The following is a 24,003-nucleotide window of genomic DNA, read 5'->3' on the forward strand; positions in this document are numbered from 1 at the left end:
CGGCCGGTCAGCCCTTCGTCGCCCCACCGGTGAGGCCCTTGACGAACTGCTTCTGGAAGGCCAGGTAGAACACAAGGATGGGCAGCGTCGCCAGGAACATGAGGGCGAAGACCGAGCCGTAGTCCGCCTGGTGTTCGCCGATGGCCCGGTAGATTCCGACGGTCACCGTGGTGCCGGAGGCCGGGCCCAGGATGATCAGCGGGTTGAGGAAGTCGTTCCAGATCCAGACGCCGAGGAAGATCAGCACGCTGGCCGACGCGGGTCGCATCAGCGGGAAGACCACCTGCCAGAAGGCACGGAACGCACTGGCGCCGTCGATGGCCGCCGCCTCTTCGACCTCACGGGGAATCGTCTTGGCGAAGCCTGCGAAGACGAAGACTCCGAACGGCATGTAGTACCCAACGTACGCGAGGATCAGGCCGGGAACGGTGCTCATTAGGCCAAGTCCCCTGAGTACGTCGGTGATCGGGGTGAGGATGACCGCCGGCGGCACCATGAGGCCGCACAGCAGCGCGACCATGGCGATCTTGGCCAGGGCGCCGGTCGCCCGCGCCAGGTAGTGGCCGAGCATGGCGGAGATGGCCGTGGTGACGATGATGGAGATCACGGTAACTTCCGTGCTGTTGATCAGCCCGTACCAGAAGAGGTGGTCGGGCCGGGACAGCACGCTGTGGATATTGTCCATGGTCGGCGGGACCGGCAGGCCCACCGGGTTCGACACGATCGTCGAACCGTCCTTGAACACATTGACCAGCACGAGGTAGATCGGCAGGAAGAACACGAGGCCGGCGAGGAGCGCGACGACCGGACGGAGCCAGGCCCTGGATGCGTTGGCCATCAGGAGGACACCTCGCGTTTCTGCAGGAGGCCGAGCGCGATCACCGACACAGCAGCGACCAGGATGAGCATCGCCACAGCCATTGCGGAGGCGTAGCCGACGTGGTTGCCGTTGAACGCGGTCTGGATCACTTGGAAAGCGAGGGTGGATGTGGTGCCGGGGCCGGGGCCGCCGTTGGTGAGGACCTGGACCTGGTCGTAGGCCTTGAAGCCGCCGATCAGCGACATCACCGTGTTGATGGTGACGGCGGGCGCCAGCATCGGCCAGGTGACATTGCGGAACCGCATCAGTGGTCCGCAGCCGTCGATCGCCGCAGCCTCGTGCAACTCCTGTGGGATTCCCTGGAGTCCGGCCAGGTAGATGACGACGCAGAAGCCGAGTCCTTGCCAGGCGATGACCCACGAGACCGTGTAGAGAGCGAGACTCGGATCGGAGAGCCACCCCGGCGGGTCGCTCACCCCCACCTGACGCAGCATGGAGTTGAGCAGGCCGTCGTCGACGAGAATCGACTGCCAGATGACGCTGACCACAACGGCGCTGAGGACGACCGGGACGAAGAATACGCTGCGCAGGACGTTGTACAGCCAGCCGCGTCGATCGAGGAGCATGGCGATCGCAAGGCCCCCCGCGTTGGTGACGAGGGTGACGATGACGGTGACGATGACGGTGTTCCCCAACGCATTGAGAAACTCGTCGTCGGAGGCGAGACTGGTCAGGTTGTCCAGGCCCACCCACTTGGTCGGTGGATTGAAGGGGTTCTTGTTGGTGAGGCTGTAGCCGGTCGTGATGGCGATGGGCACGAGCACCAGAGCCAGATAGACCAGCAGGCCCGGCGCCGCGAAGAGGGCGAAGCGGCTCATGCCGTCTCCTGAAAGTGCCCTCCGTGGCCTACTCGGCGCCCCCTTCGAGACGGTGGGTGCCTCCGGTTCTTCTGGTGCGTCGGGCTCTACGGCCGTGGGGGTACGCGGGCGCATCAGCGGGTGGCCTTGTCCCACTGGGTGTCCATGTAGGCACCGAATTGGGCGGCTGTCATACGGCCACTGAGGAGTTTCTGCATCCCTGCCGCGGCCTTGTCGGCGAGGCCCGGCGGCAGAGAACCGTCACCGGTCTCCTGGGAGAAGGAGTTGACGACTCCGTCGGACTTCTGTGCCCGCTGATAGACGGCCGCTGTCTCCCTGTAGACGGGGCCCATGTTCGGCGGCGGCGTATAGCCCTTGATGTCGATGATGAGCCCATCGGCCTTGACGGCGGCGTCGAGGTTCTTCTCGTCCTCCATGAACGCCTTCGCCCACTTCTTGGCGAGAGCCACGTCCGGTGCCTTCGAACTCACCGTCATCCCGCCGCCGGTGACGCCAGGCAGCGCCGGCGCTCCCTGATCGGTGGGCCACGCGAAGACACCCGTGTCGAAGCCCGGCCTCTTCGCGTCGGCGGAGGCTGAGAACCAGCTGCCCATCGGGTACATGGCGCCCTTGCCGTCACGGAAGGCCTGCTCGGTGTCGGCGTACGAGCGGGAGAGCCCCGCCCGGTCTATGTAACCTTTTTCGGCCAGATCGGCAACCTTATTGGCGGCCGTCACGAAGGCCCGGTCGGTGAACTTGATCTTGCCCGCGGCGCGTTGGGACAGCCAGTCCGGGGTCTCCTTGTAGACGTCGGTGGCCACGGTGCAGATCAGCGGGAACATGTCGGCCCATGAGTCCTTGCCGCCACCGCCGACCACGAAGGGATTGACTCCCTTGGCCTTCAACTTGGCGCTGTCGTCAACCAGTTCGGCGTACGTACGCGGCGGCGCCTTGATGCCGGCCTTAGCGAAGTCGCTCTTGTTGTAGTAGACGAGAGTCGTCTGGGCGGCATAGGGCAATTGGTAGACCTTGCCGTCGTACGTGTTGGCGTGCGGCTCGGCGTACTTGGCGAGCTCGCCGTCCGACCACGGTGCCAGCTTGCCCGCCTCGGCGAACCCGGCCGGGTTCAGGCCGATCATGACGTCCGGGAACTGGCCCGTGCTGTCCAGCTGCTTCGCGTATCCCGTGCGGTCCGCGCTGGGGGAGACGAGCTTCTTGATGGTCACCCCGGGCACCTTCGCCGAGGCCCTGGCGATCGCCGCATCCCAGTACTTGGCATCGAGGTTGGGCGTTTCGAAGGTGAGGAAGGTCAAGGTGACCTTGTCGCCTGACGACGCACTCCCACCGGTGCTGCCCGCCGTGCATCCGGCCAGGACCACTACACCCGCGAGAGCCACGACCCTCAGGAGTGTCGGATTGCGTGTCATGCGTCTCTTCCCCTAGCCGCCGAATGCGTCACATGGTTCAGACTCTTCCGGGATCTACGGAGAGCCCTACTGCGCTTGTGGGTGACCGCTCGCCGCGAGCGCCCCCGTCGAAAGCGCTCTGAGTATCGAAGTCCGTTCACAGCACTGTCAAGAGATGAAACATAACCATCCCTCAGAACCAATAACATGGATAGGAACTATATCTTGACTCGTTGCGCGGTCCACTGCACGCTAGATCGCACTTGTGCTGGACGTCTACCCGGAAGAGGCAAGGAATTCTCTCTCTTGGCGAGGATGCGGAAGTGGCAGCCTGCCGTCCTCCTGCCTCCGGCCCCTCGCAGAAGAGTACGAACTATCAAGGCTTCACCGAGGAGGAACCATGGACAGACGGCGTCTTCTTGTCGTCAGTGGTCTGGGCTCTATCGCGGCGACGGCCGCGATGGGGCTCACCGCCGCCCCGGCCGAGGCCGCAGAGGCGGCCGCCAGCGGGGCGTACCGGTCGCAGCGCGATCACCGGCGTGCCCACCGCCGCAGGCGCAAGCACGTTCGCCGTCGCCGCCCGAGGCGGCGGCCACACCGACGACGCCGAGATCACCTACCGGGTGACGACCCGGCCGTGGACAAGGCCTCACCACAGGCGAAGGCCGCTCTCTCCGTAGCGAGAGAGCGGCCTTCTGCCATCCCCGGGCAGTCGCAAACTCGCTTAATTCACGGTGACCTTCATCCGATAATTCACGGATACATCGGGCACTCCGCCACTGTTGCGGGCCGTGATGGCGAAGGACTTGGCGCCGGCACCGGTTGGTACTCCGGTGATCCCGCCGGTGTCCTTGTTGAGGGTCAGCCCGGCCGGCAGGGCGCCGGACGTGATCTCGTAGCGCACCGTCTGCGGCGTGCTCGAGGTGACCTTGAACGTGTACAGTTCACCGACCTTGGCCCCGGGAGGCGCGGGCGTGGTGAAGCCTGGCCGCGGCGCCTGCACCGCCTGCGGGGCGCCGACCGGGTTGCTGTCCGCGTCCATCTCCTGCAGTGACCAGCGCCTGCCGGCACTCTCCTCGCTCAAGTGCCAGTACTTGTTCTGGTCCGCCATGAGCTGCTGCTGAGCGGAGGTGAAGGCGCCTGCCGCGATCGCGGCGTTCCAGGTCTTGATGACGGCAAGGACCGCCTTGGTGTTGCCTCCCTGGGACAGGCTGCCCATGCTCGTCTCGAACCAGCCGAAGTTCACGCCGAGGGACGCGCCCCGCGCCAGGTTCGTCTCGATGTCGAGCGTCTTCGAGTCGCCGCCGATCGGAAGTGACCCGCCCATGAGGGGGAGGTAGTTGGCCCGGTAGAAGCTGACGTTCCTGGACACCTGGTCGTAGTTGGAGTCGGACCAGCCGATGCCGCCCCAGCTGACCCGGGACTGGGCGTGCCAGGAGTTGGACGACGGGTTGGAGGCTTCGGAGATGAAGTTGTCCTGGGACTTCAGCTGACGGTGGAAGCCGTTGAGCATGTGCGCGTAGCCCTGCCCGCTCCAGCCGTTCCAGGCCACCTCCTCAAGGCCGTCGAACGAGATGTTCCTGATGCCGGTGGTGTTGCATGCCGTGGCAAGGCGGGTGGCGATCTCATCGATGATCGGCAGGTCGCCCCGTGCTCCGCCGTACTGGTTCTCGGAGATCCGGACGGCGTTGGTCCCCTGCGGGTAGGACGCCGCAGCCGAGCCCCATTGCGCGCGCTTGACCTCGGTGAACTGCCATTCGTCCGGGCCGACTTGGGACACACCGGAGAAGGTGACGAACTCGTCGCCGAGGCGCAGGCGGTGACCGAGGACGTACCCGCCGCCACCCGAGTCGCCGTCGGCGTACAGGGTCGTGTCGGCGGCGGCGAGAGGACGCGTCAGCTGCACCGTCCTGCCGGTCGTGAGCCGCCTGTCGGCCGGCGCCGGAACGATGTAAGGGTCGTTGGAGGAAATGAAGTTGGACAAGGTGTGCACACCGACCCGCACACCGCTCGCAGCGGCCGTCGTCGCCATCTGGGTCGCGGTGGCGTCCGAACCGCCGAAGTTGCCGTTGAACTGGTAGTGGCCGGTCGACTTCCAGGGCCCTGCGGCCCCCTCGACGGAGTAGACGTTCTTGATGCCCGCCTGCTGGGCGAACGCGACGGCGGCGGCCAGGTTGGTGGTGCTCAGGTCATGCAGCACGAGGAACGGCTGCCGGGTCGCCTCGGCCACCTTCTGCCACTGCCCGTCGATGGTCGGATACGGAAGATTCTGGTCCTGCGCGACCTGGCTGAGCACGGTGAGCACAAGATCCGGTGCACTGCCGTACACCGCGAGCTTCGATCCGACGATCTCCGCTTCGGATCCGGAGAGCGGGCCGGTCGGGATCTGCCCGTCCCTGATCCTGGTCTTGGTGTAGTCGTAGGTGTAGGCGCGCAGGATGCTGCCCCAGGACGTCTTGGCGCCGGCGCTCCAGTCGTTCTGTGTCCCGCCCTGCCCGTACGGCTTGGCCTCGACGTCCGCGCCGAAACCGAACTCGGCGAACTCCTTGGGCCAGGCACCGACAGTCTTGTCGTTGAGCGGGTGGATGCCGAACACAAAGCGGCTGTCGCCGACCACGCCGACGCCTTCGCCCACCGTCTGGTTGACGCGTGCCGCGAGCGGCCCCCACAGCAGCGTCTGCACCTCGACACCCGACGCGGCGTCCAGACCGACGACCTCGAGCGTCGAGTAGGCCCCGTGCGAGACGACCTTGACTTCTACGGTCACCTTCTCGCTGCTGAACACCAGCACCCGCGGATCTCGTCGCGACGCCTGCACCCGGGCAGGGACTTCGCGTGTCCCGTCCGCCAGTACGACGGACACCAAGGGGCCCGTTCTGTCCGCCGCCACGTAGTCGGTGCCGTTGCGCAGGTCCACGAGGCCGGCCACTCGGCCCGCCCGGTCAAGGCTTATCGCCAGAAGGCCCGCCTTGATGCGCAGTGCGCCGGATCCGCTGGATTCGCCGGATTCCTGTGCCGCGAAGGCCGGTTCGGCCAGCGTCGGGAGGGCGACCGTCGCCAGCGAACTCACCCCGCCCGCGATCAGGAAACTCCGCCTGTCCATGATTCCTCCTGGTTGTTGTGATCAGTGCAGGGGCTGGTTCAGGCGCTGGTCACGGGCTTGTGGCCCGGACCTCGAAGCGCCAGAGCGAGTAGCCGAAGGACGAGGTGCGCTTGATCCCACGCATGCGCACGTATCGGGCTTTCGCAGGCGCGAAGACGAGTTCGTCCACACGCGCGCCCGACGGCTTGCCTCGGACTGTGGCGGCCGTCGTCCAGTGCTCCGCGTCGTCGGAGACCTGGATGTCGTAGTCCGCGGCGGAGGCCGTCTCCCAGTCGAGCAGGACGCGCCGGACGGTCCCCGAGCGGCCGAGGTCCACCTGGATCCACTCGTCGTCCCGATAGGCACTGGCCCACCGGGTCTTCCCGTCCCCGTCGGTGGCGTTCTCCGGTGCCAGGCTCGGCACTTCGGACGACGATGCCGTGGTCGGACGGTGCAGCGCGAGGTCGGGAGCGTCGAACACGCGCATGCTCCACAGCGCGTATCCGTCCTGCTTGCGGGCCGCTTCGCTGCCGACGACACGTACGTACCGGGCCGTGACCGGATCGAAGGCGAGCGTGTCGGAACCCGCGGACGCCCGGTCCGTGCGCGCGGCGACCGTGGTCCAGGTCGTGCCGTTCCCGGACACCTGGATCGCGTAGTCGCGCCCGTACTCGGGCGCCCAGTCCAGCTCGACCTTGCTGACCGTCTCCGGCCGGTCGAGATCCACGCGGAGCCAGGCTTTCTCCCCCGGGCCGCTCTCCCACCTGGTGGTGCCTACGCCGTCGAACGCCGCGCCGGCGTCGCCCGCGGACGCGGTCGCCGGTCGGCCCAGGCTCACCTCGCTGTTCGCCGGAGCGGCCAGCGTTGTGGCGACCTTGGTCAGACCGGTACCCACGCCGAGTCGGCGCACGGTCTTCAGGAAGGAGTCGTACGGCACGCCCGACGCGGCGCCGCTCCACATCTTCTGGGCGAGCACACCGAACGTGGGCTCGACCAGCCCATGGACGTCCAGTTCGCCGTAGGTGGCCTGGGTCAGGTCGTTCCAGACGGCGGACATGGCGCCGAGGAGTTGGGGGTCCTGGGGTTCGACGCTCTGGCCGCCCGGGAAGACGTTGGGTTCCCACTGGTCGTAGAGGTACTTTCCGTCAAGTCCTCGCCCATGGTAGTAGTCCGCGAACGGGACGATGTAGAGCAGCGCGTCGTTGGTGTTGATGAAGGAATAGCCGTCCCGCTTGGCGGCCTGCGGCCCGTACCACTGGTTGTTCCAGCTGTTGAGGGTGACGTCGCGGTCGTAGCCCTCGGTGTCGGACGCCATCACGGACAGGCTTCCCCAGGCCCGTGGATGCTTCCCGAGCGCGCGGATGTGGGCCGCCATCTCGTTGAAGTAGGTCTTGTAGCGGGGCTTGTCGACCGTGTACTCGTCGGCGCCGAAGTGCACGTCCGGGCTGCGGAACCAGGGGACGAACTCATCGAAGACCGACTTCATGAACGTGGTGGTCTCGGGCTTCGACAGGTCCAGATGGTCGGAGTCGCCGTTGTTCAGCCCCAGTGACGGCCGGAACCGGGTGAACGCCAGCGAGTGGGCGGGAGCGTCGATCTCGGGGATGATCGTGACGCCGTTGACGGCGGCGGTGTCCTCGAAGGATTCCCAGTCGCGCCGGTCATAGGCCCCGTCCTTCGAGGCAAGGCCGGCCAGTTCGGGGTTGTCGGACTTGAGCCGGAAGCCGGCCTGGACGTCGCTCCAGGACCCGCTGCCCTTGAACCCGTTGTCGTTCAGGTGCAGTTGGAGCTCGTTGAGCTTGAACCAGCCCATGAGATGTACGTAGTCGCGGATGAAGTCAGCGGTGAAGAAGCGCCGCCCGACATCCAGGCTGAAGCCCCGCACCTTGTAGTTCGGCCAGTCCACGGCGGTGCCCACGGGCACGGAGTCGCGGCCGTCGTCGAGCAGCAGGACCTGCAGCAGGGTGCGCGTGCCGTAGTAGACACCCTTCGCGGTCCGTGCGGTGATCCGCACGTTCCGGTCGGTGACCGTGAAAATGTACCCCTCCTCCTTGAACCGGGCCCCGCCCTCGGCTTCCGTCAGCGCGGGATCGACAGCCAGCACGATGTCGCCGTTCTGGGGAGACCGAGCCGAGAGGGCGGACCTGCGCCCTGACACCTGCTCGATCTCGCTCGGGAGCGCGGCCACTTGGTCGCGCAGGCCGTCGCCCTGCTTCCCCGCGAGCACGATGCGGCTGTGCCGACGCAGCTCGAAGGAGCCTGCACCGCCCTGCCACTTCTGCAGGGCGGGTACCACCGTGGGCCTGGCATTCACGGCGGCGGGTTCAGCGGTCGCCGGGGCGACGGGGACAGCCAGGGTCAGGGCCAGTAAGGAGACGAACAGGGAGAACAGACACGCGAAGCGTCTCAGGCGACATCTCATGGCGGGCTCCAAGCGTTCTCGACGGGATCGTTCCTGGAGGTGCGTGCGCGTTCCGAGAGGGGGCCTGTGCGGGACCGGTTGAGCATCCTCCCAAGACGACAGGCCAGATGGCCTAAACAATCGATCGTAGAGATCTCATATAGTTCAGATTCTTCTGATGGCCGTACAGGCCTAGATGACGCCCTCACGCCCAGCACCTGATCTTCAAGCTCCCCTGGCTCAGAAAAGTGTGCGGTTTAATCGCGAGCACGTCAAGAAGCGATAGCCAATAGATCCTATACATCTTGAGATCGCGAAGCACGTAGACCTGCGGCCCGGTCGCGGTGACCGGGCCGCAGGGGAGGAGACGGCCGAAGCCGTCGAAGACACCTCTCTACGGTGCGACCTTGGTCAGCTTCACCACGTGTCCACCGTTCGTCACGACCGGCACGCCGAGCGTGACTCCGGTCCGGATCGCCTTTCGTATGTGGACCAGGCCGCCGGACGGCCCGACGGTGATGATCTCGGCCCGCCACGTACCCGAGCCGAGGAAGGCCGTCGGGTACGAAATGGTGCCGATGTCCCCGTACTTGAGCGCGCCAACGAACCCGTCATCGCCGTTGTGCCGGGCGATGACGGCGCCGGTGCGCGGGTCTCCGGACACGTACTGGGTCTCGCCCCAGACGGTCGGAAGCCCGCACATCCAGCGCTGCGCCTCGGGACACACCTGGTAGTCCGAGAACGGCATCCGCGATGGGGGTGGGTCCTGCGGTGAGTTCGAGGATGCGGCGGCGGATGCCGGGCTGGCGCACGAGTTCCGCAAGGACGGGGGCGATGTCGTCGCGGGGGACGTCGGCGTAGTCGATGCCTGTCCGATGCGCTGCCGCTGCCCGGCTGCTTGGTGCCTCCGGTATCCAGCCGCGTTGGTCTCACACCGCGTGGCGACGGTTCGCCGATTACTGCGGAGAAGCACAGGGGGCAGCGGCTGGAGGGGGCGGACTGGTTGGGGGCGTTGTTGACATAGGCGTACGGCGAGGTGTTGGGCGTTCCGGCCGTGGAGGGTTCCGGTCGATGGTGGTGAAGCGGCGGTTGGCGGGGCATGGGTGTGGTCGCGTGGGTTCATCCGGCCGCCTATGTATGGGTTTCACGGTGCGGGGGCCTGCCGGTGCGGGACCACGTGCCACCAACCATGGCCGGCTCCGCAGAAACCCGCCAGGCCTGACCGCAGGCGCGGGGAAGGGGAGAACACGACCCGCCCGATCCGCCCCGAACGCCGAATTTCAACGCTGCGTAGTCAGCGCCAAGTCAGCACGGGCCAGGTGATCAGGGGTGCTGACATGCGGTTTCAGGTCAGCACCAAACCAGCACGGGAGTCAGCACCAGAGCAATAAACCATGCCTAATAGCGCAATCCTGACGAGCGCCTGCCGGCCTTCAATACGGTCCTCGAAGCAGTCTCGACGTGCCTGTCATAGTGGCCCCGCGCACACCCGCACCGAGAACTATGGTCTCCCACCACATACGCCCCTGACCTGCCCCTTCCTACGGTGTGGCGACACGACCCCCGTCCCCGCCCACCGTCCGGAAGTGGTACCCATGGCCGCCCCAGCATCCGCTCCCCCACCCCCCTCCAGCCTCCGGCGCATCGTCGCCGCCAGCCTTATCGGTACGACCATTGAATGGTATGATTTCTTCCTCTATGGATCAGCGGCCGCTCTGGTCTTCAACAAGCTGTTCTTCCCGGAGTCCGAGCCGCTCGTCGGAACGCTGCTGTCCTTCCTCACGTACGCCGTCGGCTTCGCCGCGCGGCCGATCGGCGCTCTGGTCTTCGGGCACTACGGCGACCGGCTCGGACGCAAGAAGCTGCTGGTGCTCAGCCTGCTGATGATGGGCGGTGCCACGTTCGCCATCGGACTGCTGCCGACCCATGCCACCGTGGGGGTCGCCGCTCCGGTCCTGCTCACCGTGCTCCGCCTGGTGCAGGGCTTCGCCCTCGGGGGTGAGTGGGGCGGGGCCGTGCTGCTGGTGTCGGAACACGGGGATGCGAAGCGACGCGGGTTCTGGGCCTCATGGCCGCAGACCGGTGCGCCGGCCGGGCAGTTGCTCGCCACCGGTGTGCTCTCCGCGCTCACCGCGCTGATGTCGGACTCGACCTTCGAGGCCTGGGGCTGGCGCATCCCCTTCCTGCTCTCCGGCGTACTGGTGATCATCGGTCTGTGGATCCGGCTGTCCGTCGACGAATCGCCCTTGTTCAAGGCCGCGCTGGCGCAGGCCGAGGAGCGCAGGGCCGCCTCGGGGGCGGCGGAGAAGATGCCCGTCGTGGCCGTGCTGCGGCATCACTGGCGCGATGTGCTGATCGCCATGGGCGCCAGGATGGCGGAGAACATCAGCTACTACGTCATCACGGCCTTCATCCTCGTCTACGCGACGACCGCGGCCGATCTCAGCAAGCAGACGGCCCTCAACGCCGTACTCATCGCGTCGGCGGTCCACTTCGCCGTCATCCCGATGTGGGGCGCGCTGTCCGACCGGGTGGGGCGCAGGCCCGTGTATCTGGCCGGTGCGGTCGGGGTGGGGCTCTGGATGTTCCCGTTCTTCGCGCTGATCGACAACCGGAGTTTCGGGAGTCTGCTGCTCGCCGTCACGGTCGGGCTGATCTTCCACGGAGCGATGTACGCGCCGCAGGCGGCCTTCTTCTCGGAACTGTTCGCGACCCGGATGCGATACTCGGGTGCGTCGATCGGTGCCCAGTTCTCGTCCGTCGCGGCCGGCGCCCCGGCGCCGCTCATCGCCACCGCGCTGCTCGCGGACTTCGGCACCTCGACCCCGATCTCGTTGTACGTGATCGCCGCCGTGCTCATCACCGTGCTCGCCGTCGTCTGCGCCAAGGAGACCCGGCACCGGGACCTGGCGGACGTGGAGCCGGGCGGCGGGCAGGACGCGCCCGCGGCCCTGCCCGCCGACACGGTGCGCAGCGTCTGAACCGGCGCGTTTCCGGGGCCGGGCGGGCCGTGCACGGCCCGCCCGGCCCGCGCGTTCACTTCTGCGGGGCGGTGGCCTCGAACCAGGTGGGCCCGTCGGTGAGCGCCAGCTTGATCCGCAGGAGCGCGAACTCGGCGAGCTCCGGCAGCGCGTCGACCGGGAACCAGGCCACCTCCAGCGACTCGTCGTCGTTGACCCGGGCCGTGCCTCCGGTGGCGCGGCAGCGGAAGGTGACGTCCAGGAACTGGCAGCGGTCGCCGTTCTCGTACTGCATGGGCGGCAGAACCTGGGTGAGCACGACCCGCTCAGCCACGCAGGTCACGGCCGTCTCCTCGTACACCTCGCGCTCCGCCGTCGCGGCGGGCTGCTCCCCCGGCTCGCAAATGCCTCCGATGACCGACCACTTGCCGGTGTCGGCGCGCCGCCCGAGCAGCACTCTGCCCTCGTCGTCGAACACGATGGCGCTGACGCCGGGCAGCAGGAGCAACTGGTGACCCGCGGTGGCGCGGATCTCGCGGATGAAGTCAGGAGTAGCCATGCTCCGACCCTACGTTGCGTGCGGCTCAACGGACGCGTCGTGCCCGTACCGCCCGCGTCGCCACCCAGCCGAGGCCGAACACCGCGAGCAGCGCCAGCAGTCCCTCGGGCAGCGGTCCCATCCGGGTCGCGGGGGTCAGCGAGGAGCGCAGGGGCACCTCGTCCACCAGGGCGTCCGGGGTGAACATCTTCGTCTTCTGGACGATGGTGCCGTCGGGGCGGATGACCGCGCTGACACCGCTGGTGACCGGAACGACGACGGACCGGCTGTGCTCCACCGCGCGCACCCGGGACATGGCGAGCTGCTGGTAGGTCATCTCGCTGCGGCCGAAGGTGGCGTTGTTGCTGGGGACGGCGATCAGCTGGGCGCCGTGCTCGACCGTGTCGCGCACGGCGTCGTCGAACGCGGCCTCGTAGCAGGTGACGAGCCCGACGTAGGTGCCGGCCAGGTCGAAGACGCCGACCTTCCTGCCCGGTCCGAAGTCCCGCTGCACCCGGTCCACGTCCGAGCTGAAGACGCGCACGAAGGAACGCATCGGCATGTACTCGCCGAACGGCTGGATGTGGCGCTTGTCGTACGTGGCCACCGGCCCCTTGTCCGGGTCCCACTGGATGAGGGTGTTGCGCAGCTTTCCGGTGTCGGGTTCGACGACCGCGCCGACCACGGTCGGCACGCCGATGGCCTTGACCGCGTCGTCGATCACGATCCGCGCGTCGGCGTTGCGGTAGGGGTCCAGGTCGGAGGAGTTCTCCGGCCACAGGACGAAGTCGGGCTGCGGGACCTTGCCCGCCTTCACGTCACGGGCGAGCTGCTGCGTACGGTTCGCGTGGTTGTCCAGGACGGCGCGGCGCTGGGCGTTGAAGTCGAGGCCCAGGCGCGGCACGTTGCCCTGGATCGCGGCGACGGTGGCGGTGCCGTCCTCGGCCGAGTCGTCCACCAGCGGCAGCGACCCGAAGGCGGCGGCCACCGGCAGCAGGACGGTCGCGGCCACCGCGACGACGGCGCCGCGGGGCAGTTCGCCCGTGGTGCGGTGGATACGGAAGCGGCGGACCGCCTCGAAGAGTCCGAAGCCGCACAGCACCACGGCGAAGGAGAGGAGCGGGGTGCCGCCCAGCGCCGCGAGCGGCAGGAACACACTGTCCGCCTGGCCGAAGGCGATCTTGCCCCAGGGGAAGCCGCCGAACGGCATCCTGGCCCGGACCGCCTCGTCCAGGGTCCAGACCGCGGCCGCCCACAGCGGCCAGCAGGCGAGCCGGGTCACGGCGGAGATGCCGATGCAGCCCACCGCGACGAACAGCGCCTCGGCGGCGGCCAGGGCCAGCCACGGCACCGGTCCGACCTCTTCACCGGTCCAGTGCAGCAGCGGCAGCATGAAGCCCAGCCCCGCGAGCAGGCCGAGTCCGAACGCGGCACGGAACCTGCGCTCGAACAGCACCCAGCCGAGCAGGGCGAATCCGGGCAGTACCAGCCACCACAGGGGCCTGGGCGGGAAGCTCGCGTACAGCATCACCCCGGAGAGCACGGCTGCGGCGGGACGTGCGAGGCGCGGCAGCATGCGGCCGGCTCTGGGGGCGGAAGCGGGCTTCTGCGGGTCGCCGACCTGGGCGATGGTGGTGCTCACCCGGCGGAGTCTACGGTGACGGCCCGGGTGCCGGGGAGCCCCGTCCCGGTGACGGAATCCTTACCGCCGGATCGTTTCTCCGCATCTTCTGCACAGATGGCGGCCGCGGCCGTTAGCCTGTGCGCCAGTCCCCCGCCGACCGGGCCGGATCCGGCCCTGGCGGACGGGACGGTCACAGGCCGGGGGACGGACCTGATGACTGCATCCACAGAACGCGGACACGAGGGTGGCAATGCGTCGGACGTGGCCGGGGCCCTGATTCTCGCCGCCTGCGCGATCTGGTCGCTGATCAGCGCGGCGGGCCGGGAGACCCGGCCCGAAGGGGTGCTGCTCGCGCTGCTCGCCGTCGCGGCGGGTTTCGCCTGCGGGCGTATCTGCGGAACGCTGCTTCCGGTGGCCGCGGCGACCACCGCGGCACTGGCCGCCCTCGTCATGGCGCTCGTATGGCGCCACGGCATGCCGGGGGCGACGGCCACGGCGGAGACCACGCCCGGACACACCGGGGCGGCCGCGGCTCTGCTGGTCCTCGCGGCGGGAGCCGCCTGCTGCGCGGCGGCCGCGGCCCGGCGGGAATCGCTGCGGTTCACTCTGCGCCTGCTCGCCCTGGGCGCGGCCTGCGCCTCGCTCGGTGTCGGCTCGGTGGCCGGGTTCGCGGCGGCTCTCGGGGTACTGCTGTGCTCACTGGCCGCGGCCAGGACGCACCGGCGGCTGCTCGGTCTCGCCGGTCTCGCGCTGGCCACCGCTGTGATGGCCGGCCTCTCGTGGGCGGTGGCCGAGGACGCGCTGCCCGAAGGGCTCACGGCCTCCTTCGAGGGCCAGCTCACCAGTAACCGCGTCCAGCTCTGGCAGGACGCGGCGCGGCTGGCCGGGCAGCACCCGGTGCTGGGTGTCGGCCCCGACCGGTTCGCCGAGCTCAGTCCCACCGCGCAGCAGAGCCTCGGTTCGGACGGCAAGCCGCACTCGGCCGCGCTGCAGCAGGCGGCGGAACAGGGAGTGGTGGGGGTGGTGCTGCTGGCGGCCGCGTTCGGCTGGCTGCTGTACTCGCTGTGGCGCTCGCCGCGCACCACCGCGGTCGTGCTGACGGCCGGAGCCGCGCTCACGGCACTGGCGGCGCTGGCGAGTGTGGGCAATGCGCTGAGCTTCACGCCGGTGACGGCGGGGGCGGGGCTGCTCGCCGGGATGGCCTCGGCACGACGGCCGATCGAGGCCGGTGCCGGGGCGGGCGGCGGAGGTGCAAAGCGGGCTGCGCGCGACGTGGAGGGTGCGCGCGGGGTCTGATCCCCGGGCGGACCGCGCCGGCCGTGCGGCGTGGGTCAGGCCCCTGCCGGTGCCCCGGTGGCCGGCAGGTGCAGACGGTCGCGGATGAACCGGACGCCCGCCTCGGCGTCGTCCACCGTGACGGTGAAGGTCCTGCCGTCACCGAGCCTGAGCACCAGGCCCTCGCCGCGGCGCACGACCACGGCCGTGCCCTGCTCGGGGCGCCAGCGGTAGCCCCAGCCGCCCCACTGGCGCGGGGTCACCCGGGGTACGAAGTCCGCGCCCACCACATGGGTGAGCAGGATCCGGCGGCGCGGCAGCCCCATGTGGCCGCAGCGCACCTCGAGGGCGTCACCGTCGACGCGGACCGCCACGTTCACGAAGGCGAGGGTTCCGAACAGCATCAGCAGTCCGGCCGCGACACAGCCGATCACCGACATCAGCAGCGGGGCGATGCCGGAGGTCCAGGTGGAGCTGACGGCGAGCTGGACGCCGAGCGCCAGGCAGGCGGCGCCGGCGGCCGCGAGCACCCACTGGGTCCGGTTGGTGGCCCGTCCGGTCCATACCGCGGTGTGGGTGTCGGCACCGGTGCGCGCCGGATTTCGGGGATGGTCCCTCATGCCAGCAGCGTACTGAAGAATCCGCGCGGGGGGACGGGCAGAACGGCTCCCGCGGGGTCGCCGTACGGTCAGCGGGCGGAGCTGACGGCGGCGAGCCGGCGCCCTTCCGGGTAGGCCAGCGCGACTTCCGGCAGCTCGGACACCTGTCCGCCGAGGAGGACGACGAGGCCGGCGGAGGGTTCGGCCGACGGAGCGGGTTCGGCCCCGATCCGGCGCAGGGCCTGGGCGGCGACGGCCCCCGCGGAACCGTGCAGGACGACGGGGGGCCGGCCGGGCTGCTGCACGGCGTCGCGGATGCGCTCGGCGACCAGCTCGTAGTGGGTGCAGCCCAGCACGACGGTCCGTACGTCGGGCGGGGTGAGGGCGGCGGCCGCGGCCAGGGCCTTCTCGATCCCGGCCTCGTCCGCGTACTGCACGGCGTCGGCCAGTCCGGGGCAGGGGACCTCGGTGACGGCCGTGGACCCGGCGAAGTCACGGATGAGTCCGCGCTGGTACGGGCTGCCGGTGGTGGCGGGGGTGGCCCAGATCGCGACCGGGCCGCCGGCCGCGGCGGCCGGCTTGATGGCGGGGACGGTTCCGATGACGGGCAGCGTGGGCTCGAGCTCGGCCCGGAGCGCCGCCAGTGCGTGCACGGACGCCGTGTTGCAGGCGACGATCAGCGCGTCGGGCCGGTGGGCGGCGGCGGCCCGGGCGACCGTGAGGGCGCGGGCCGTGACGTCCTCGGGTGTGCGCGGCCCCCAGGGCATGGAGCCGGGGTCCGAGGAGAGCACCAGATCGGTGTCCGGCCTCAGCCGGCGTACTGCGGCGGCGGCGGCGAGCAGGCCGATTCCGGAGTCCATGAGCGCGATCTTCACCCGGTCACCATAGTCGACCACCCTTGCGGTCCCGGCTCAGTGGGGCAGACTTCGGCCAATGAGCGCCGTTGCCTGGATCGCCGTGGGTTCGCTGGTCGTATGGGTGTGGCTGCTGCTGGGACAGGGGTTCTTCTGGCGGACCGACCAGCGGCTGCCCCGACGGACGGTCCCGGCGCGGTGGCCGTCGGTCGCGATCGTCGTGCCCGCGCGTGACGAGGCCGACATGCTCCCGGTGAGCCTGCCGTCGCTGCTGGCGCAGGACTACCCGGGAGCCGCCGAGATCTTCCTGGTCGACGACTGCAGCGAGGACGGCACCGGAGATCTCGCCCGTGAGCTGTCCGTACGGTACGGGGGGCTGCCGGTGACCGTGGTCTCGCCAGGTGAGCCCGAGCCCGGCTGGACCGGCAAGCTCTGGGCCGTGCGGCACGGGATCGCGCTGGCGCGGGCCCGGGATCCCGAGTACCTGCTGCTCACGGACGCCGACATCGCGCACGAGCCCGACAGCCTGCGGGAACTGGTGGCCGCCGCCGGGTCGGGCGGCTTCGATCTGGTCTCGCAGATGGCGCGGCTGCGGGTGGCGAGCGTCTGGGAGCGGCTGGTCGTGCCGGCCTTCGTCTACTTCTTCTCGCAGCTCTATCCGTTCCGGTGGGTGAACCGGGCGGGGGCGCGGACGGCGGCCGCGGCAGGCGGCTGCGTGCTGCTGCGGACCGAGGCCGCGGTACGGGCGCGGGTGCCGGATTCGATCCGGCAGGCGGTGATCGACGATGTGTCCCTGGCCCGGGCGGTGCAGCGCAGCGGCGGCCGGATCTGGCTGGGGCTCGCGGAGCGGGTGGACAGTGTGCGGCCCTATCCGCACCTGGGCGATCTGTGGCGGATGGTCTCGCGGAGCGCGTACGCCCAGCTGCGGCACAGTCCGCTGCTGCTGTTCGGCACGGTGCTGGGGCTCGCGCTGATCTACCTCGCGCCGCCGGTGACGCTCGTCGCGGGGCTGCTCGGCGGCGACCCGGCCGCCGCCTGGGCCGGGGGCGCGGCCTGGGCCGTGATGGCCGGCACCTACATGCCGATGCAGGGGTACTACCGGCAGTCGCTGTGGCTGGCCCCGCTGCTGCCGTTCACCGCACTGCTGTATCTGCTGATGACCGCCGATTCCGCGGTGCAGCACTACCGGGGCCGCGGTGCGGCCTGGAAGGGGCGTACGTACGCCCGTCCCGAGGCCGCACCGGATCAGTGACTCCCGGCCACTCGGCTCACTTGCGGCCCGGCGTCCAGTTCATGCCCCAGCCGTAGGCCTGGTCGATCGTGCGCTGCGGACTCACTCCGCGCTGCGGCACCAGGTAGCGGGCCTCGCGCTGCACGGTGAGGTCGTTGCCGTTGCTGGTGATGAGGGCGAGGGCGCAGACCGTCGAGGCGACGGTGCATTCGTCGAGCGAGAAGTCGATCGCTGCGCCGTGCTGCGGCTGGAGGGTGACCGTGGCATGCAGATCGGCGAAACTCCGGGCGCCTTCATAGATGGTGACGAAGATCAGGACCCGGCGGATCCTGGCCTTCTGGTCGAGGTTGATCGTCAGGTTCTCACCGGAGGCGACGGCGCCCGTCCGGTCGTCGCCGTCGAGCTGGATATAGGGCGGCTGGTGGAGGGCGCCGAAGGCGTTTCCGAGCGCCTGCACCACTCCCTTGCGGCCGTCGGTCAGTTCGTAGAGGGCACAGAGATCAAGATCGAGATCCGCGTGCTGTGCGATGGCCCTGCCGAGTTTGCTGCCCCACCCCTTGAACTGCTTGCGCACTTCCCAGTTGAGATTGACGCGCATGGATCCCGAAGTTCCGCCCTGCTTCGCGAGCGAGACGGACGGCGCGTCCTTCGTGAGTGTCACCTTGGTGAGGCGTACGGGCTGGGTGGCGGGCGGCGCCGGGGGCGCGGGAGGGACCGGCGGTGCCATCGGGGCGGCGAGCGTCGGCTGAGGATATTGCGGCGGTGGCGGTGTGGCGGCAACCCTCGTTGCCGGACGGGGCTGTTGAGGTTGCACGGGCGCTTGGGGCTGCGGAGCCCGTTGCGGCTTCTGAGGTTCGTCCACGGAGATCCCGAAGTCCGTGGCGAGCCCTTCGAGCCCGGTGCCGTATCCCTGGCCGACCGCCCGGAACTTCCAGGCGCCCTGGCGCCGGTAGAGCTCTCCGAGGATGTAGGCGGTCTCGACCGTGGCATCGGTGCTGTCGAAGCGTGCCAGTTCGGCTCCGTTCGCCGCGTCCGTGATCCGTACGTACAGCCCGGTCACCCGCCCGAACGTGCCGCCGTCCGCGGAGGCGGCCAGCACCACGCGGTCGATGGCGGGCTCCACCCGCGCCAGATCGACGGCAAGGGTGTCGGTGGCCGCACCGGCGGCGGTCCGCTTGCCCTCATGGCGTACCGCCCCGGACGCGTGGGCGGGCTGGTTGTAGAAGACGAAGTCCGCGTCGCTGCGCACCTTTCCCGAGCCGAGGAGAAGGAGCGCGGAGGCGTCCACGTCCGGTGTCCCCGGAGCGGTGCGCCACCCCAATTCGACGCGCACGGCCTGAGCCGCCACTGGAACATTGGTTCCCTTTAGCATGGTCATGCTCGCCCCCATTGCGAGTCCGGCTGCCGAGACCTTTCCGGGTCAACCTAATGCCAGCCCCACCCCAGGACCCACAGAGGTGCCGTGACGGCCCCTCCGATCCGCCGGCAACCGCCCGTGAACTCGCCGTTCACGGGGCGAAGCACATCGCTTCCGGCATGGGTGCGCGAGTCGGGTGAAGGGCTGCCGAACGTCATGTCGCACCCCTTCCACCTCCACACTCCGTCACACTGCGCACTGTGACGGATGCAAGGAGTCGTGGAGCCGCGGACCCGGCAGGTCCGCCGGGCCCGGCCGCGGGGTCGCCCGGGCTCGGCGAGGAGCAACTGCGGGTGCTGCGACGGCTGGGGCGGGCATGGGGGCGGGTGTCGGCGGCTCCGGAGGTGTGGCGGCGCGCCCTGCCGGTCGATCCCGACCTGGGGAGGTTCCCGCCCGTGGCGGAGCTCAGACCCGGCGGATTCGGCCGCCTGGTGCGCATCTCCGAACTGGGGCCACGCACAGCGGGGGAACAGGTCGACACGGAGGAGCTGCCTGCGCAGCGGCTGGGCCGCGCGACGGTACGGGCCCGGCGGGTGCTGCTGGGTGCGGCCCTGAAGAGTTCCGCGGTCGTGACCGAACGGATGCGCAAGGCACTGGCGCTGCCGGTGCTGTCGGCCGACGCGTTGTCGTCGGTCGCCTACGGCCCCGAGGCGATGCTCGCGGTCCTCGTGCTGGCCGGGACGGCGGGGCTCACGTACTCGATTCCGGTCGCCGCGGCGATCGCGTTCCTGATGTGCGCGGTGGGGCTGTCGTACCGTCAGACGATCCGGGCGTATCCGCACGGCGGCGGGTCGTACATCGTCGCGAGCGACAATCTGGGCCCGGTGCCCGGACTGATGGCCGCCGCCGGGCTGATGACCGACTACATCCTCACGGTGGCGGTGTCGATCGCCTCCGGGATCGCGGCCATCACTTCGGCGCTCCCCTCACTGACCTCCGCGACGGTACCCATGGGTGTCGGGGTGATCGTCCTGCTCCTGGCCGGGAATCTGCGGGGGGTCCGGCAGGCCGGAGCGCTGTTCGCGGCCCCGACCTACGCCTTCATCGTCGCGATGTTCGCGCTGATCGCCGTCGGTCTGGCCGACTCGGCCGGCCGGGGATTCGAGCCGGCCCCGGCCCCGCCACCGGCCGTCACCCAGACCGTCGGCCTGCTGCTGATCATGCGGGCCTTCTCCTCGGGCGCCACGGCGATGACCGGTATCGAGGCGATCTCGAACGCGGTTCCGGCGTTCAAGCCCGTCGAATGGCGCAACGCCCGTACGACCCTGACGTGGATGGTGACGCTCCTTGTCGTGATGTTCGCCGGGATCGTGGTGCTCGTCCGTCTCGCCGGGGTGGTGCCCACGGAGCAGGAGACCATGCTCTCCCAGCTCGCCCATCTGAGCTTCGGCTCGGGGTGGATGTACGTCTTCGTCCAGGCGGCCACCGCCGCGGTGCTCCTGCTGGCCGCGAACACCGCGTACAACGACTTCCCCCGGGTGCTCTCCCTGCTGGCGCGCGACGGCTACGCGCCGCGGGTGTTCATGCGGATGGGCGACCGCCTCGCCTACAGCAACGGAATCGTCCTGCTCTCGCTCGCCGCGGCCCTGGTGTTCGTGGCGTTCGACGGGCTGACCGGGTCGCTGATTCCGCTGTACGCCGTCGGGGTCTTCCTCGCCTTCACGCTCTCGCAGGCGGGGATGGTCGTCCACTGGTGGCGGCTGCGTGATCACCACTGGCGCAAGAGCCTCTTCTTCAACGCGACGGGCGGTCTGCTGTCGGCGCTGGTCTTCATCACCGCGGGTATCAGCAAGTTCACCTCGGGGGCGTGGGTGGCCATCGTCGCGGTCACCCTCTTCCTGCTGGTGACCACACGGATCCGCCGTCATTACGAGGCCGCCCACGTGGCCCTGCGACTGCATCCGCACATCATCGAACTGCCCGCGCGCAGCGAGGAGGGACCGCTGCCGGGTCAGCCGCCGCCCGTCGCTTCCGAGAGGAGCGCCGCGCCTGCGGACGGAAACGGGGAGGACGAGGAATTCCCGGAGGAGATCCGCCATCTCTCGGTCGTCGCCATCGCCACACTCGACCTCGCCGGTATGCGGGCCCTCGCCTACGCGGCCTCGCTCCAGCAGCCCGTCCTGGCCCTCCACATCGGCCTCACCGAGGACGAGGCCCGGCGCTTCCGCGGCTACTGGACCCTGTGGGGCGACCATCTGCCCCTGGAGATCGTCATCTCCCCCTACCGGGCCGTCGTCGCCCCGCTCGTCCACTACATCGAAGCACTCCACCGCCAGCACCCCGATCTCACCCTCACCGTCATCCTCCCCGAGATCGTCACCCGGCACCGACGCCACCAACTCCTGCACAGCCGCACCGCCACCCGCCTGCGCCGCGCCCTGCGCCCCCTGCCCAAGATCGTCATCACCACCGTGCCCTTCCACCTGTAGTCCGGGGCCGGACGGCGGCGGCAACCGGGCGGGCCGGCGACCCCCTTGCCCGCAGCGATTACCTCTGCATGAGAGGTATTATTCATATATGCCGGATATAGGAATCCCTGCGGAACTGGGTGCCCTGCTGGCCGCCGTCAACCGGCTCGTACGGCGCAGCCTGCGCGGCGGTCTGACCGGCCCGCCGATGCCGACGGCCCAGGCCGAACTCCTCCGGCTGGTCCGGGCGAACCCCGGCATCCGCGTCTCGGAGGCGGCCGGGGAACTGCGCCTCGCCGACAACTCGGTGTCGACCCTGGTCCGGCAACTCGCCGGGCTGGGGCTGATGGTGAGGGAACGGGACCCGCAGGACGCCCGTGCCGCATCGCTGAGCGTCACGCCCCGGGCCACCGAACGGCTGCGGGACTGGGACGACCGACGGGCCGCCGTCTACCGGGAGCAGTGGCGGCGGCTGTCCGCACGCGACCGGACGGCGCTGGCCGCCGCCGTGCCCGCGCTGCGCAGACTCGCCGCCCTGCTCCATGAGGAATCGCGTACCCGAACACGGAGATGATCCGGCCATGACCGGAAGCGCCATCGAATGCACCGGACTGGTCTACCGCTTCGGCGCCACCCGCGCCGTGGACGAGGTGGACTTCTCGGTCACCGCGGGTGAGGTCTTCGGACTGCTCGGCCCCAACGGTGCGGGCAAGACCACCACGATCAGGGCGATCACCACACTGCTGCCCGTGCCGCCCGGGATGATCCGGGTCTTCGGCCACGACGTGGCCAGGGAGCGGATGGGCGTGCGCCGCCTGCTCGGCTACGTCCCTCAGCAGCTGTCCGCCGACTCCGCTCTCACCGGGCGGGAGAACGTCACCCTCTTCGCCCGCGTCTACGACGTACCGCGCCGCGAACGTCCCCCTCGGGTGGCCCGGGCCCTCGACGCAGTCGGTCTCGGGGACGCGGCCGACCGGATGGCGGGTACGTACTCCGGCGGCATGGTCCGGCGTCTCGAACTCGCCCAGGCACTGGTGAGTTCGCCCCGCCTGCTGATTCTGGACGAACCGACCATCGGACTCGATCCGATCGCCCGTACCACTGTGTGGGAGCGGCTGAACCAGGCACGTGCGGCCACCGGGATGACCGTACTGGTCACCACCCACTACATGGACGAGGCGGGCCGTTACTGCGACCGTCTCGCTCTGATGCACCGGGGCCGCATCAGAGCCCTCGGCACCCCGGCCGGCCTGAAGTCCGGTCTGGAGCGCGTCGCTCCGGCCGGCCGTGCGCCCACACTGGAGGACGTCTTCCGCCACTACGCGGGCAACGGCCCCGACGACGAGGGAGGCGACTTCAGTGATGTGCGCAGCACACGTCGCACAGCGTCCCGCCTCGGCTGAACCCGGACCGCTGCCCATCGAGCCCTCCCGGATACGCACCGGCTGGTCCGTGCTGCCCTCGCGGGTGGCCGCGATGTGCGCGGTGGAGCTCCAGAAGATCCGCCATGACCGGACCGAGCTGTACACCAGGGCGATCCAGCCGGCCCTCTGGCTGCTGATCTTCGGCGAGACCTTCACCCGGATCGGCGCGATCCCCACGGGAAACGTTCCTTACCTCGACTTTCTCGCCCCGGGGATCATCGCCCAGTCCGCGATGTTCATCGCCATCTTCTACGGCATCCAGATCATCTGGGAGCGCGACGCGGGGGTGCTGAACAAGCTGTTGGTCACCCCGACCCCCCGGTCCGCGCTCGTCACCGGCAAGGCGTTCGCCGCCGGTGTGAAGGCGCTGATCCAGGCCGTGGTGGTGATCCTCATCGCCGCCGTACTGGGGGTCGGACTCACCTGGAATCCGCTGCGTCTGGCGGGGGTGGCGCTGGTGGTGGTCCTGGGATCGGCCTTCTTCGCCTGCCTGTCGATGACGATCGCCGGGATCGTCCTCACCCGGGACCGGCTGATGGGTATCGGCCAGGCGATCACCATGCCGCTGTTCTTCGCTTCCAACGCGCTCTATCCGGTGGCCCTGATGCCGAGCTGGCTCCAGGTGGTGAGCCGGGCCAATCCGCTGAGCTACGAGGTGGATGCCCTGCGCGGCCTGCTGATCGGCACCCCGGCCCACCTTCCACTTGATCTCGGAGTGCTCTGCTTCGCGGCGCTGGTGGGCATCGTCTCCGCCTCGGCGCTGATGGGCCGGCTGGCCCGCTGACCGAGCCGGTGAAGTCGGCGCGGCGCCTGCGGATTCCGCAATCGGCGCGGTACGGCAGGGACGGTGTGTTCCCGCGGTTCTGCGGGCTGCCGGAACCCCACCCGATTTCGTAGCGGCCCGACAAGCAGGCATCCCCGACCCGCCGGATAGGGGCAAGGCCGAGAAACGCCACAACACACCGCCCCGGGCATCTCACGATCCACTGCGGGCGCCTCGCGCCAATGGCCGTACGCAATCCCCATGAGGACCATCCCGTCCGCCTCGCGTTCACCTTCGCCCGGTGAACGCGACGACATTGCCCGGCCCCACAGCCGAATCCCGGC

Annotated in this window: 18 protein-coding genes; 7 read left to right on the top strand and 11 right to left on the bottom strand. The window is 69.4% G+C overall.

Features of this window, described 5'->3' with window-relative positions; all coding sequences use genetic code 11:
* Window positions 1-7: 7 nt before the first annotated feature.
* From OG782_RS02675 to OG782_RS02700, 6 genes are all read right to left on the bottom strand, one after another.
* The gene (locus OG782_RS02675; RefSeq protein ID WP_406447768.1) at window positions 8-838 is read right to left on the bottom strand and encodes a carbohydrate ABC transporter permease; all 831 of its coding nucleotides are present in this window, start codon (window positions 836-838) and stop codon (window positions 8-10) included.
* Window positions 838-1,698 (bottom strand): carbohydrate ABC transporter permease, encoded by an 861-nt coding sequence (locus tag OG782_RS02680; protein ID WP_406447769.1) that lies wholly within the window; start codon window positions 1,696-1,698, stop codon window positions 838-840. The genes OG782_RS02675 and OG782_RS02680 overlap by 1 nt, the downstream gene beginning before the upstream one ends.
* 113 nt (window positions 1,699-1,811) lie before the next feature.
* On the bottom strand, window positions 1,812-3,104 hold the full coding sequence (locus tag OG782_RS02685; RefSeq protein ID WP_406447770.1) for an extracellular solute-binding protein: 1,293 nt from the start codon (window positions 3,102-3,104) through the stop codon (window positions 1,812-1,814).
* A gap of 703 nt (window positions 3,105-3,807) precedes the next feature.
* Entirely contained in the window at window positions 3,808-6,186 is a 2,379-nt protein-coding gene (locus OG782_RS02690; protein ID WP_406447771.1) for an Ig domain-containing protein, read from the bottom strand.
* Window positions 6,187-6,235: 49 nt separating this feature from the next.
* The gene (locus tag OG782_RS02695; RefSeq protein WP_406447772.1) at window positions 6,236-8,587 is read right to left on the bottom strand and encodes a discoidin domain-containing protein; all 2,352 of its coding nucleotides are present in this window, start codon (window positions 8,585-8,587) and stop codon (window positions 6,236-6,238) included.
* A 373-nt stretch (window positions 8,588-8,960) separates the two neighbouring features.
* Entirely contained in the window at window positions 8,961-9,314 is a 354-nt protein-coding gene (locus OG782_RS02700; protein ID WP_406447773.1) for a glycoside hydrolase family 97 C-terminal domain-containing protein, read from the bottom strand.
* A gap of 847 nt (window positions 9,315-10,161) precedes the next feature.
* On the opposite strand from OG782_RS02700, the gene OG782_RS02705 reads away from it, so the two are divergent.
* Window positions 10,162-11,547, top strand: a complete 1,386-nt coding sequence (locus OG782_RS02705; protein WP_406447774.1) for an MFS transporter — start codon at window positions 10,162-10,164, stop codon at window positions 11,545-11,547.
* 55 nt (window positions 11,548-11,602) lie between these two features.
* Here the strand turns inward: OG782_RS02705 and OG782_RS02710 are convergent, their stop codons facing one another.
* Together OG782_RS02710 and lnt are read right to left on the bottom strand one after the other, a co-directional pair.
* On the bottom strand, window positions 11,603-12,085 hold the full coding sequence (locus tag OG782_RS02710; protein ID WP_406447775.1) for an NUDIX hydrolase: 483 nt from the start codon (window positions 12,083-12,085) through the stop codon (window positions 11,603-11,605).
* Between the two features lie 25 nt (window positions 12,086-12,110).
* Window positions 12,111-13,706 (bottom strand): apolipoprotein N-acyltransferase, encoded by a 1,596-nt coding sequence (gene lnt / locus OG782_RS02715; protein ID WP_406447776.1) that lies wholly within the window; start codon window positions 13,704-13,706, stop codon window positions 12,111-12,113.
* A gap of 195 nt (window positions 13,707-13,901) precedes the next feature.
* Between lnt and OG782_RS02720 the strand changes: the two genes are divergently transcribed.
* Window positions 13,902-14,984: an O-antigen ligase family protein gene (locus tag OG782_RS02720; RefSeq protein ID WP_406447777.1), complete on the top strand. Its 1,083-nt coding sequence runs from the start codon at window positions 13,902-13,904 to the stop codon at window positions 14,982-14,984.
* A gap of 35 nt (window positions 14,985-15,019) precedes the next feature.
* Here OG782_RS02720 and OG782_RS02725 read toward each other — a convergent pair whose 3' ends face one another.
* Window positions 15,020-15,583: a hypothetical protein gene (locus tag OG782_RS02725; protein ID WP_406447778.1), complete on the bottom strand. Its 564-nt coding sequence runs from the start codon at window positions 15,581-15,583 to the stop codon at window positions 15,020-15,022.
* Window positions 15,584-15,651: 68 nt separating this feature from the next.
* On the bottom strand, window positions 15,652-16,437 hold the full coding sequence (locus tag OG782_RS02730; protein ID WP_406447779.1) for a glutamate racemase: 786 nt from the start codon (window positions 16,435-16,437) through the stop codon (window positions 15,652-15,654).
* Between the two features lie 58 nt (window positions 16,438-16,495).
* Here OG782_RS02730 and OG782_RS02735 point away from each other — a divergent pair, with 58 nt between their 5' ends.
* Complete coding sequence (locus tag OG782_RS02735; RefSeq protein ID WP_406447780.1) at window positions 16,496-17,668, top strand: glycosyltransferase; 1,173 nt, start codon at window positions 16,496-16,498, stop codon at window positions 17,666-17,668.
* Window positions 17,669-17,684: 16 nt separating this feature from the next.
* On the opposite strand, the gene OG782_RS02740 is transcribed toward OG782_RS02735, so the two are convergent.
* On the bottom strand, window positions 17,685-19,037 hold the full coding sequence (locus OG782_RS02740) for a TerD family protein (protein WP_406447781.1): 1,353 nt from the start codon (window positions 19,035-19,037) through the stop codon (window positions 17,685-17,687).
* 227 nt (window positions 19,038-19,264) lie between these two features.
* On the opposite strand from OG782_RS02740, the gene OG782_RS02745 reads away from it, so the two are divergent.
* The 4 genes from OG782_RS02745 (at window position 19,265) to OG782_RS02760 (ending at window position 23,680) form a co-directional block, all read left to right on the top strand.
* Window positions 19,265-21,493: an APC family permease gene (locus OG782_RS02745; protein WP_406447782.1), complete on the top strand. Its 2,229-nt coding sequence runs from the start codon at window positions 19,265-19,267 to the stop codon at window positions 21,491-21,493.
* Window positions 21,494-21,581: 88 nt separating this feature from the next.
* The gene (locus OG782_RS02750) at window positions 21,582-22,046 is read left to right on the top strand and encodes a MarR family winged helix-turn-helix transcriptional regulator (protein ID WP_406447783.1); all 465 of its coding nucleotides are present in this window, start codon (window positions 21,582-21,584) and stop codon (window positions 22,044-22,046) included.
* 7 nt (window positions 22,047-22,053) lie between these two features.
* Complete coding sequence (locus OG782_RS02755; protein ID WP_406447784.1) at window positions 22,054-22,875, top strand: ABC transporter ATP-binding protein; 822 nt, start codon at window positions 22,054-22,056, stop codon at window positions 22,873-22,875.
* Window positions 22,835-23,680, top strand: a complete 846-nt coding sequence (locus OG782_RS02760; protein ID WP_406447785.1) for an ABC transporter permease — start codon at window positions 22,835-22,837, stop codon at window positions 23,678-23,680. Before OG782_RS02755 ends, OG782_RS02760 begins: the two co-directional genes overlap by 41 nt.
* Window positions 23,681-24,003 lie beyond the last annotated feature (323 nt).

Origin of the sequence: Streptomyces sp. NBC_00876 (assembly GCF_045207435.1) — a bacterium.
Classification (GTDB): Bacteria; Actinomycetota; Actinomycetes; order Streptomycetales; family Streptomycetaceae; genus Streptomyces.

Excerpts from the sequence above, each read along its gene's own strand:
- OG782_RS02675 (WP_406447768.1), bottom strand. The coding sequence starts at position 838 with ATGGCCAACGCATCCAGGGCCTGGCTCCGTCCGGTCGTCGCGCTCCTC.
- OG782_RS02680 (WP_406447769.1), bottom strand. The coding sequence starts at position 1,698 with ATGAGCCGCTTCGCCCTCTTCGCGGCGCCGGGCCTGCTGGTCTATCTG.
- OG782_RS02685 (WP_406447770.1), bottom strand. The coding sequence starts at position 3,104 with ATGACACGCAATCCGACACTCCTGAGGGTCGTGGCTCTCGCGGGTGTA.
- OG782_RS02690 (WP_406447771.1), bottom strand. The coding sequence starts at position 6,186 with ATGGACAGGCGGAGTTTCCTGATCGCGGGCGGGGTGAGTTCGCTGGCG.
- OG782_RS02695 (WP_406447772.1), bottom strand. The coding sequence starts at position 8,587 with ATGAGATGTCGCCTGAGACGCTTCGCGTGTCTGTTCTCCCTGTTCGTC.
- OG782_RS02700 (WP_406447773.1), bottom strand. The coding sequence starts at position 9,314 with ATGCCGTTCTCGGACTACCAGGTGTGTCCCGAGGCGCAGCGCTGGATG.
- OG782_RS02705 (WP_406447774.1), top strand. The coding sequence starts at position 10,162 with ATGGCCGCCCCAGCATCCGCTCCCCCACCCCCCTCCAGCCTCCGGCGC.
- OG782_RS02710 (WP_406447775.1), bottom strand. The coding sequence starts at position 12,085 with ATGGCTACTCCTGACTTCATCCGCGAGATCCGCGCCACCGCGGGTCAC.
- OG782_RS02720 (WP_406447777.1), top strand. The coding sequence starts at position 13,902 with ATGACTGCATCCACAGAACGCGGACACGAGGGTGGCAATGCGTCGGAC.
- OG782_RS02725 (WP_406447778.1), bottom strand. The coding sequence starts at position 15,583 with ATGAGGGACCATCCCCGAAATCCGGCGCGCACCGGTGCCGACACCCAC.
- OG782_RS02735 (WP_406447780.1), top strand. The coding sequence starts at position 16,496 with ATGAGCGCCGTTGCCTGGATCGCCGTGGGTTCGCTGGTCGTATGGGTG.
- OG782_RS02740 (WP_406447781.1), bottom strand. The coding sequence starts at position 19,037 with ATGGGGGCGAGCATGACCATGCTAAAGGGAACCAATGTTCCAGTGGCG.
- OG782_RS02750 (WP_406447783.1), top strand. The coding sequence starts at position 21,582 with ATGCCGGATATAGGAATCCCTGCGGAACTGGGTGCCCTGCTGGCCGCC.
- OG782_RS02755 (WP_406447784.1), top strand. The coding sequence starts at position 22,054 with ATGACCGGAAGCGCCATCGAATGCACCGGACTGGTCTACCGCTTCGGC.
- OG782_RS02760 (WP_406447785.1), top strand. The coding sequence starts at position 22,835 with ATGTGCGCAGCACACGTCGCACAGCGTCCCGCCTCGGCTGAACCCGGA.